At 69.7% G+C, this 9,490-nt stretch carries 10 protein-coding genes and 1 pseudogene; 3 read left to right on the top strand and 8 right to left on the bottom strand.

Annotated features, from left to right (window positions below):
- Positions 1-292, top strand: a pseudogene (locus ASJ79_RS11220) (type I pantothenate kinase); the annotation flags it as partial.
- Here ASJ79_RS11220 and ASJ79_RS11225 read toward each other — a convergent pair.
- From ASJ79_RS11225 to ASJ79_RS11255, 8 genes are all read right to left on the bottom strand, one after another.
- Positions 264-1,766: an FAD-dependent oxidoreductase gene (locus ASJ79_RS11225; RefSeq protein WP_067955111.1), complete on the bottom strand. Its 1,503-nt coding sequence runs from the start codon at positions 1,764-1,766 to the stop codon at positions 264-266. The pseudogene ASJ79_RS11220 and the gene ASJ79_RS11225 sit on opposite strands and share 29 nt — an antisense overlap.
- Before the next feature lie 69 nt (positions 1,767-1,835).
- Complete coding sequence (locus tag ASJ79_RS11230) at positions 1,836-2,246, bottom strand: hypothetical protein (protein WP_067955113.1); 411 nt, start codon at positions 2,244-2,246, stop codon at positions 1,836-1,838.
- 101 nt (positions 2,247-2,347) lie between these two features.
- Positions 2,348-2,521, bottom strand: a complete 174-nt coding sequence (locus tag ASJ79_RS32130) for a hypothetical protein (protein WP_156448380.1) — start codon at positions 2,519-2,521, stop codon at positions 2,348-2,350.
- A gap of 60 nt (positions 2,522-2,581) precedes the next feature.
- On the bottom strand, positions 2,582-3,448 hold the full coding sequence (locus ASJ79_RS11235) for a 1-acyl-sn-glycerol-3-phosphate acyltransferase (RefSeq protein WP_067955114.1): 867 nt from the start codon (positions 3,446-3,448) through the stop codon (positions 2,582-2,584).
- Positions 3,445-4,308: a GNAT family N-acetyltransferase gene (locus ASJ79_RS11240; protein ID WP_067955116.1), complete on the bottom strand. Its 864-nt coding sequence runs from the start codon at positions 4,306-4,308 to the stop codon at positions 3,445-3,447. The genes ASJ79_RS11235 and ASJ79_RS11240 overlap by 4 nt, the downstream gene beginning before the upstream one ends.
- Positions 4,309-4,450: 142 nt before the next feature.
- Positions 4,451-5,047, bottom strand: coding sequence for an SDR family oxidoreductase (locus tag ASJ79_RS11245; RefSeq protein ID WP_369803649.1), 597 nt, complete (start codon positions 5,045-5,047; stop codon positions 4,451-4,453).
- A 49-nt stretch (positions 5,048-5,096) separates the two neighbouring features.
- Entirely contained in the window at positions 5,097-6,053 is a 957-nt protein-coding gene (locus ASJ79_RS11250; RefSeq protein ID WP_067955118.1) for an electron transfer flavoprotein subunit alpha/FixB family protein, read from the bottom strand.
- A gap of 41 nt (positions 6,054-6,094) precedes the next feature.
- Positions 6,095-6,886 carry an electron transfer flavoprotein subunit beta/FixA family protein gene (locus tag ASJ79_RS11255; protein ID WP_067955120.1) on the bottom strand — a complete coding sequence of 264 codons (792 nt, stop codon included), beginning with the start codon at positions 6,884-6,886 and terminating at the stop codon, positions 6,095-6,097.
- Between the two features lie 206 nt (positions 6,887-7,092).
- Here ASJ79_RS11255 and ASJ79_RS11260 point away from each other — a divergent pair, with 206 nt between their 5' ends.
- Complete coding sequence (locus ASJ79_RS11260; RefSeq protein WP_067955122.1) at positions 7,093-7,890, top strand: bifunctional 2-polyprenyl-6-hydroxyphenol methylase/3-demethylubiquinol 3-O-methyltransferase UbiG; 798 nt, start codon at positions 7,093-7,095, stop codon at positions 7,888-7,890.
- The gene (locus ASJ79_RS11265; protein ID WP_067955124.1) at positions 7,887-9,473 is read left to right on the top strand and encodes a glycoside hydrolase family 57 protein; all 1,587 of its coding nucleotides are present in this window, start codon (positions 7,887-7,889) and stop codon (positions 9,471-9,473) included. The genes ASJ79_RS11260 and ASJ79_RS11265 overlap by 4 nt, the downstream gene beginning before the upstream one ends.
- Positions 9,474-9,490 lie beyond the last annotated feature (17 nt).

Genomic DNA, 9,490 nt, shown 5'->3' on the forward strand with positions numbered 1-9,490 from the left:
CCTGTTCGACTTCTCCGTCTACGTCGACGCCCGCATCGAGGACATCGAGAACTGGTACATCTCCCGGTTCCTGTCGATGCGGGAGGGCGCGTTCGCCGACCCGGCCTCGCACTTCCACCACTACTCCACGCTCACCGACGAACAGGCGGTGTTCGCCGCCCGCGACATCTGGCATTCGATCAACCGGCCCAACCTGATCGAGAACATCCTGCCGACGCGTCCGCGCGCCACGCTGGTGCTGCGAAAGGACAGCGACCACTCGATCAACCGGCTGCGGCTTCGTAAGCTGTAGCGCCTCCCGCCGCCAGCGGCCCGCACCGCACGTCGCACCGCTCCCGCACGGTGTCGAGCACCTCACGCAGGTGCTCGCGTTCGCGCCGGTGGTTCAGCATGAACCGCAGCGTGCCGGCGGTGCGGCGCGGCCACGGGTACCAGCGGTCGAAGTCCAGGCCGCAATCGGCGAAGACCTTGGCGGGCATCGCGTCGGCCATCAGGCCGATGTTGTACTGCGCCAGGGTGAACATCGCATACGGCATCACCGCCTTGTGCCGGTTCAGCATGTCCTGCAGGTCGAATTCGTAGAGCGGCACTTCCCGGAGCAGATCCAGGAACATCAGATGCGTCATGAAGTTGCCCATGAACGACGCGAGATGCATTGTCGCCGACCGTATTTGAATCGACAGCACACTGCCGTCCGCGGACGTGTAGGGCTCGTACGGATAATCACCCTTGTTCAGATAGCCGGTGCAGTTGATTATCCAGCTGCCGTCCTCGACCGGCCGGGTGGCGCCACTGCGCAGCACCAGCTCGGTGGCGCCGTCCCGGTCGACGACGTCCTCGAGGTGGTCCATCATCACGTCGTCGACGCCGTCGGCGATGGTCTTGTTCTCGGCTTCGGACAGCACACCCAGCATGAAGTTCCGGGTGGACGGCGTCATCCACGTGCCGTAGGTGGTGCGGAACCACTCGGCCATCTGCTCCTCGTTGGTGCCGTCGAACCGGCGGCACAAGTCCACGGCCATGCTGCTGAGCAGGGTGCTGCCGATCCACCGGCGCCGCCCCTTCGGGAAGAACTTGTCCCGGCTGGTGAAGAAGGTGCCGGATCCGGCCACCAGATTGATCTCCCGGCCGGGGTTGGTCGTGATGAGCGCGTGAGCGGTGTCCATCGCGGTCTTGCCGCCGCCGATGATGTACACCGGGCTGCTGCTCTCACCGATCTCACCGGTGCGCACGTCGCAGGTGTCCGGCGACACCGACCGCACCCGTTGGCTGGACAGCGTCAGCGGCTCGTTGGGCAGCACGCGGATCCCGTAGGCCTTGATCAGCCGCTTGGCGTGGATCACCCGGGTGCCGCCGTCGGGGGTTCGGCAGGTGACGCGGACGCCGCCGTCGGGAGCCGGTTCGTCGGATTGCAGGTCCCAGCCGTAACGTTCGTCGACCGTCACGCGTTTCTCGATCTCGTCGAGGCAGTGGCCCAAGTGGCTCAGGACCTCGTCCTTGGCGGGCAGGTAGGACGGCTCCCGGCCCAGGGTCCAGGCGATGTTGCCTGCGGTGAACATCGGATGCGGCTGGTGCAGGCGCACATAGGAGCAGGTGTCGTTCCACATCCCGCCGGCCCGGGGCCGCCGGTCGACGAGGATGATCTTCTGGCCGCGACCCAGGTACCGGCTCGCGGCGAACATCGCGTTGAGCCCGGTGATCCCGGCGCCGACGACGCAGAGGTCGCACGTGTCCGTCTCGGTGGTGTGATGTGCGGTGACGGACACGGCGACCTCCCTGTACCCGGGCGTCTTCTCAGTGTGAGCGCGCGGCTCGGCGATCCTGTAGGTGTTCGACTACCTGTTTTTCACCCGGCGCAGCCCCACGTACTGGACGGCGCCGATGGCCGCGGTGTAGGCCGCGCCGCCGAGCAGCAGAGCCATGCCCCAGCCGGTCAGCGGCCAGATGCCCGCGAACGCCGCGGCGGTGAAGCCGACGGTGCACAGCGCGTTGGCGGCGATGGTCGCGATCCCGCCGGGGCGCACGTTCTCCAGTCCGGCCAGCAGGTAGACGACCACGCCGTAGCCGAGGAAGAAGATCCCGAGTGCGTATTCGACCGCCACCGGGACGCCGGTCAATGACGACAGCCAGCCGGCGGCGGCGACGAACGGCACCCCGGTCACCCCGACCAGAACGGCGTCCAGGCGCATCGCGAAACGGAGCAACCCGTCGTCTGCGACGGTGGTACGGGCGGTGAGTGCGGTCATCGTGCTTCCTTCCTGTTGGGTGCTGCGATCGGGGGCCCGGTGCCGGAGCCGACGCCACGACCTCTTGTGACGGCGACTCCGGACCGGAAGTCGGGTCGGGTTCACGCCAGGCGGCGCAACCCGAGGTACTGCAGGACAGCCAGGCCGACGGTGAGGGCGGTGAACGTTGCCGTCGCGGCGACACCGAACCCGGTCAACGGCAGCCAGCCCGCCGCGAGGACGACCGTGACCGCGGCGGTGAAGGCCACGTTGCCGACCATCACGCCCACCCCCACGCGGGCGAAGACATAACCGTTCCAGGATAGCCGTCGCGTGCCCGGCCGCCTCTATCGCGCTCAGGCCACCAGCGCGTGACCCTCACCGCACCCGGCACCGGCACCGGCGCCGAGTGCCGCAGGCCCCGCGACGCCCCGCACCGCGGTCTCACAGCGGGCGGCCAGCTCGCGCCGGTCGGTGCCGGGCAACTGCAGGGACTCGACATGGAGGTGACAGACGGTGCGCCGGGCGGTGATCACCCGCTTGACGGACGTCAGCAGCGTGTCGTCCCCCACGAACGCCGGCACGGTGGACGGCCGCCCGTCCTTGTGCCGGTAGGTCAGCCGCAGCGGCTGCACCGGCCGTCCGGCGTCGATCGCGGCCTGGAACATCGCCGGACGGAACCGTCCGTAACCCAGCCCGCACCAGGTCGTGCCCTCCGGGAACGCCACCACCGTATGACCTGCCCGCAACCGGCCGGCGACCGCGGCCACCACCACCGGCAGCCTGCGCAACCGGGCACGGTCGATCGGGATGACCTTCATGATCCGCACGATCGGGCCGAGGGCGGGCCAGTCGACGAGATCGGCGCGGGCGACGAAGGAGCCGGGCAGCACCGTGCCGATGGCGAACACGTCCAGCCACGACACGTGTCCGCTGACCACCAGCACGCCCTTGAGGTTGCGGATCGGACCTCCTGAGACGGACATCCGCACACCGAGGCTGCGGAGCATCAGGCGGCAGTAGCCGCGCTGCAGAAGCGACCGGCCCGGCAGCGGCAGCGCCAGCAGCCAGACTCCCGCGAACAGCGTCACCGCTGCGCTGACACGCACCGTGGTGCGCAGCGCGACCACCCAGCGCCGTCCGGGACCGTCGGCGCCGGCGTGTACGCACCCCGTACCGCAGGTCGCCGGCTGCAGGTAGGCGTGTTCGCGGGTCAGGGTCATGACCGCGTTCCGTCGGCGGTGGCAGCGGCGGCCATCCCGACGGAGCGGAGACGGCGCAGGTAGCGGGTGTCGGCGTCGCGCTTGCCGAGCAGCGCGGGAAAGTCGCCGACCCCGAAATCCGGGTCGTGGGCGGGTTCGCCGCACACCTGGGCGCCGAGCCGCAGATAGCCGCGCATCAGCGGGGGCACCGACAACCGGGTGGGCGGTTCGATGTCGTCGAGGGAGCGACCGTCCACGGTCACCGGCCGGTACGGGTGGACGGTGTATTCGGCGGGCGCGGCGTGCCTGCGGCCGACGAAGTCGCGCACACCGCGCAACCGGCTGCCGGGCGGGCTGTCGCCGTCGGGGTCGGCGACGGGCACCGAGACACACCCGGCGACGTAGTCGTAGTCGCTGTGGTCGAGATAGGCGAGGATGCCGGCCCACATCAGCAACACCACGGCGCCGTTGCGGTGCCCCGCCCGCACCACGGCGCGGCCCATCTCGACCAGCGACGGCCGGAGCGGGTCCAGGGCGGTGACGTCGAACTCCGTCGCGGTGTACAGACCGCCGGCGGCGATCGCCCCGGGCGGCGGCAGCATACGGTAGCAGCCCACGAGCTCTCCGGTGGCCTCGTCGCGGACCAGCAGATGGTCGCAGTACTCGTCGAACCGGTCGGCGTCCAGGCCACCGGAACCGCCGTCACCGGTGAGCGTGAAGCCCGGCTCGGTACTGAACACGTCGTAGCGCAGCCGCTGGGCGGCCTCGATGGAGTCCGCGTCGGTGCACAGCAGCAGGCTGTAGCGCGGCGAGGAGGGCGCGGATCCGCCGTGCGGGCCATCGATGTCGTCGGGGGCGATGAGTACAGAAGCAGTGCTCATGGCTGCACGGTCGCGCAGCCGCCTCACGTCAGGGCATCCGGCGCATGTCGTGTCCGTGAGCGACAGGTGACGACTTGGCCGACCCGGGCCCGGTCACGTGCCGCGGGCCCGGTTCGTCGCGCCGCCGCCCCGATGCGGCTCCTCAACTCACCGTGGGGCGGTCGGCGAAGCGCGCGGTGCCCGACACGGCGCCGTCGCCGGTGACCAGGCTCATGTGGTCCACCGCAGTGCCGAAGTAGGTGGCCCGGGGATCGACGACGATCGCCTTGTCGGCGCCGCGTCGAGCCAACACCGTCCGCGCCAGGTCGGCGAACGAGATCTTGTCCGGCCCGCCGATGTTCACGACACCGTTGACGGGCGCCGAGACGGCGACACGGGCCAGTTCGGCGGCGACCTCCTCGGCGGCGATGGGCTGGATCCGGGCATCCGGCACCCGCACCTCGTCACCGTCCTCCAACGAGGCCACGATCGCCTCCGCGAACTCCTGGAACTGGGTCGCGCGCAGGATGCTGTAGGGCAGCCCGGATGCGGCGATCACCTTCTCCTGCACCACTTTTGCGCGCATATAACCACTGTCGGGCAGTCCGTCGGCGCCGACGATTGACAACGCGGCATAGTGCCGGACGCCGGCATTCCCGGCGGCGGCGACCAGGTTCGCCGCCGAGCGGGTGAAGAAGTCCATCACGGGGGCGTCGTCGAAGGACGGCGACCCATCCCCCGGCCAGACGCAAAATCGCACGTCCGCTCGGCGGAACGTGCGATTTTGCGTCTGCGGTGCAGAGAGAAACTCAGCCCTTGCGGGCCTTGACCGCCTCGGTCAGTTGCGGGGTCACCTTGAACAGGTCACCGACGATGCCGAGATCGGCGATCTCGAAGATCGGCGCTTCCTCGTCCTTGTTGACCGCGATGATCGTCTTCGAGGTCTGCATGCCGGCACGGTGCTGGATCGCCCCGGAGATGCCCAGCGCGATGTAGAGCTGCGGCGACACGGTCTTGCCGGTCTGGCCGACCTGGAACTGGCCCGGGTAGTAGCCGGAGTCGACCGCGGCGCGCGAGGCGCCGACCGCGCCGCCGAGCGAGTCCGCGAGCTCCTCGACGATGCCGAAGTTCTCGGCACTGCCGACGCCACGGCCGCCCGACACGACGACGGTCGCCTCGGTGAGCTCCGGGCGGTCACCGGCGACAGCCGGCTCACGCGAGACGATCTTGGTGGCGTTCTCGGCGGGGGCGGGCACCTCGACGGTGACGACCTCGCCGGCGCCGTCGGCGGGCTCGGCCTCGATCGAGCCGGGCCGCACCGTGATGACCGGGGTGTCCCCGACCGCCTCGGCCTCGACGGTGAACGCACCGCCGAAGATCGAGTGGATGCCCTTGCCGCCCTCACGAACCTCGACGACGTCGCTCAGGATGCCCGAGCCGATCCGGGCCGCCAGCCGACCCGCGATCTCCTTGCCGTCCGCGCTGGACGCCAGCAGCACGGCGGCCGGCGTCGCGGACTCGGCCAGCGAGGCCAGCACGTCCACATACGGGGTGATGAGGTAGTTCTCCGCGTCGTCGGACTCGGCGACGTAGATCTTCGCCGCGCCGGCCGCCTTCAGGCCGTCGACCAGGCCCTCGGCGGTCCCGGGCTTGCCCACCACGACGGCGGCGGGCTCGCCCAGCGCGCGGGCGGCGGTGATCAGTTCGGCGGTGACCTTTTTCAGCGCACCTTCAGCGTGCTCGGCGAGCACAAGTACTTCAGCCATGGGTTTCGTTTGCCTCTATGTCTGTAGGTCGATGGGGGGACTTAGATGATCTTCTGGGCAACCAGGTACTCGGCGATCTTGCTGCCGCCGTCGCCCTCGTCGGTCACCTTCTCGCCCGCGGTCTTGGGCGGCTTCGGGGTCGAGGACAGCACCTTCGACCCGGCATTGGCCACACCGACCTCGTCGCTCTCGACGCCGATCTCGGCGAGCGTCAGCTTGGTGACTTCCTTCTTCTTGGCGGCCATGATGCCCTTGAAGGACGGGAAGCGGGGCTCGTTGATCTTCTCGTTGACGCTCACCACGGCGGGCAGCGAGGCCTCGAGGGTGAACACACCTTCGTCGGTCTCACGCTCGGCGGTGACCTTGCCGTTCTCCACGGTCAGCTTGCGCACGTGCGTCAGCTGCGGCAGACCCAGGTACTCGGCGATGATCGCCGGCACGGCGCCACCGGTGCCGTCGGTGGCCTCGTTGCCGGCGATGACCAGCTCGGTGCCCTCGATGGTGCCCAGCGCGCGGGCCAGCGCCCAGCCGGTCTGCACCATGTCGGAGCCGTGCATGCCGTCGTCGACCAGATGGACGGCCTTGTCGGCGCCCATCGACAGCGCCTTGCGGATCGCCTCGGTGGCGCGCTCGGGACCGGCGGTCAGGACCGTCACGGTGCTGTCGCCGCCCTCCCGCTCCTTGATCAGGAGTGCCTCTTCGACGGCACGCTCGTTGATCTCGTCGAGCACGGCGTCGGCGGCTTCCCGGTCCAGGGTGTAATCGCCGTCGGACAGCTTGCGCTCAGACCATGTGTCTGGGACCTGTTTGATCAGGACCACGATGTTCGTCATGACTCTGGTTCGTCCTCCTCGAAGGGGCCGGTAACGGACCGGCCATACCACGTTTGACGCAGGCACCACGATGTTACCAGCGGGTAACTTTGGGTGCTTCGCACGATCACCATAGCGGGTCGATGTTTGCGATCCACCGGCCCCGCGATCAGATGGACGTCACGAAGAGTTCGCCATCGGTCCGTGAGGGGTTAGCCTGCCTTCCAATGAGCACATCTGTGACCAACGGTCCCGCCGGAGACCCGGCCCCCATGGCGCTGACCGGCGAGCGGACCGTCCCGGGCGTGGCGGAGGAAAACTACTGGTTCCGCCGCCACGAGGTGGTGTACCGGCGGCTGGTCGAGCGCTGCCGCGACCGCGACGTGCTGGAGGCCGGGTGCGGCGAGGGGTACGGCGCGGATCTGATCGCGGACGTTGCCAGATCCGTGATCGGACTCGACTACGACGAGTCCGCGGTGGCGCATGTGCGGGCGCGCTATCCCCGGGTCGACATGCGCCACGGCAACCTGGCCGAACTGCCGCTGCCGACGGCTTCGGTCGACGTGGTGGTGAATTTCCAGGTGATCGAGCATCTGTGGGATCAGGGTCAGTTCGCGGCGGAGTGCGCGAGGGTGTTGCGTCCGGGCGGCGTCCTGCTGATGTCGACCCCCAATCGCATCACGTTCTCCCCGGGTCGTGACACCCCGGTCAACCCGTTCCACACCCGCGAGCTCGACGCCGCCGAACTCACCGAGCTGCTCGAGGCGGCCGGTTTCACGATGGAGGCGATGCTCGGGGTCTTTCACGGCCGCCGCCTCGTCGAGATCGACGCCCGGCACGGCGGGTCGGTCATCGACGCGCAGATCGAGCGCGCGCTGGCCGACGCCCCGTGGCCGGCTGAACTGCTCGCCGACATCGAATCGGTCACCGTCGAGGACTTCGACCTCGTGCCGGGGTCGGCCGGCGTGCCCGGTCGGCACATCGACGACAGCCTGGACCTGGTGGCGATCGCGGTGCGGCCGTGAGCGAAGCGAACAACACACCGGGGCGCGCAGCGAACAACACACCGGGGCTGTTCACGCTGGTCCTGCACACCCACCTGCCCTGGCTGGCCCACCACGGACGGTGGCCGGTCGGCGAGGAATGGCTGTACCAGTCGTGGTCGGCGTCCTACCTGCCGCTGGTGCGGGTCCTGCGCACGCTGGCCGCCGAGGACCGCACGCACCTGATCTCCCTCGGCGTCACGCCGGTGGTGGCGGCGCAGCTGGACGACCCGTACTGCCTGCAGGGCATGCAGCACTGGTTGGCCAACTGGCAGCTGCGCGCACTCGAAGCGGCGACCACGCGCACCTCGACGGGCACCTCGCCGGCGTCGGCGCCTGACGCGTTGCGCCAGTTCGGTGCTCGCGAATACACCGAGGCCGAACGCGAACTCGACGAGTTCGACACGCTGTGGCGCCACGGCGCCGGCCCGGTGCTGCGGGAGCTGCTCGACGGTGAAGTCGTCGAGCTGCTCGGCGGACCGTTGGCACACCCGTTCCAGCCGCTGCTCAACCCCCGGCTGCGCGAGTTCGCGCTGCGCGAGGGCCTGGCCGACGCCGGCCACCGGTTCGCGCACGCGCCGACCGGCATCTGGGCCCCGGAGTGCGCCTACGCGCCCGGCATGGAGACCGGATACGCCGCGGCGGGCGTCAGCCACTTCATGGTCGACGGTCCGTCCCTGCGCGGCGACACCGCGCTGGGGAGGCCGGTCGGCCAGTCCGGCGTCGTGGCGTTCGGCCGCGACCTGCAGGTCAGCTACCGCGTATGGTCGCCCAGATCCGGCTACCCCGGTCACCACGCGTATCGCGACTTCCACACCTACGACCACGCCACCGGACTCAAGCCCGCCCGGGTGACCGGACGCAACGTGCCGTCGCAGGACAAGGCGCCGTACGACCCGGCGCGCGCCGATGCCGCCGTCGACGCGCATGTCGCCGATTTCGTGGAGACGGTGCGGCAGCGTCTGCGCTCCGAGACCGAGCGGATCGGCCGGCCCGCCCACGTGGTGGCCGCGTTCGACACCGAACTGTTCGGCCACTGGTGGCATGAAGGCCCGGTCTGGTTGGAGCGAGTGCTGCGGGCACTGCCCGCCGCCGGGATACGGGTCGGCACGCTGTCGGACGCGATCGCCGAGGGATATGTCGGTGCGCCGGTGCAGCTGCCGCCCAGCTCGTGGGGTTCGGGCAAGGACTGGCAGGTGTGGTCGGGCGAGAAGGTGGCCGACCTGGTCCAGCTCAACAGCGAGGTGGTGGACACCGCGCTGAGCACCGTGGACAAGGCGCTGGCCCGCGGGACAGCATCGGATGCCACAAGGGATTTCGTCGCCGACCAGATACTGCGGGAGACCCTGCTGACGGTCTCCAGCGACTGGCCGTTCATGGTCAGCAAGGACTCGGCGGCCGACTATGCGCGCTACCGGGCCCACCTGCACGCGCATGCCACGCGGGAGATCGCGGCGGCGGTGGCCTCCGGACGCGACGAGCAGGCGCGGCGGCTGGCCGAGGGCTGGAACCGCGCCGACGGCCTGTTCGGGGCGCTCGACGCACGGAGGTTGCCCACCGCATGACGATGAAGATCCTGCTG

Source organism: Mycobacterium sp. NAZ190054 (assembly GCF_001545925.1).
In the GTDB taxonomy this organism is placed as follows: Bacteria; Actinomycetota; Actinomycetes; order Mycobacteriales; family Mycobacteriaceae; genus Mycobacterium.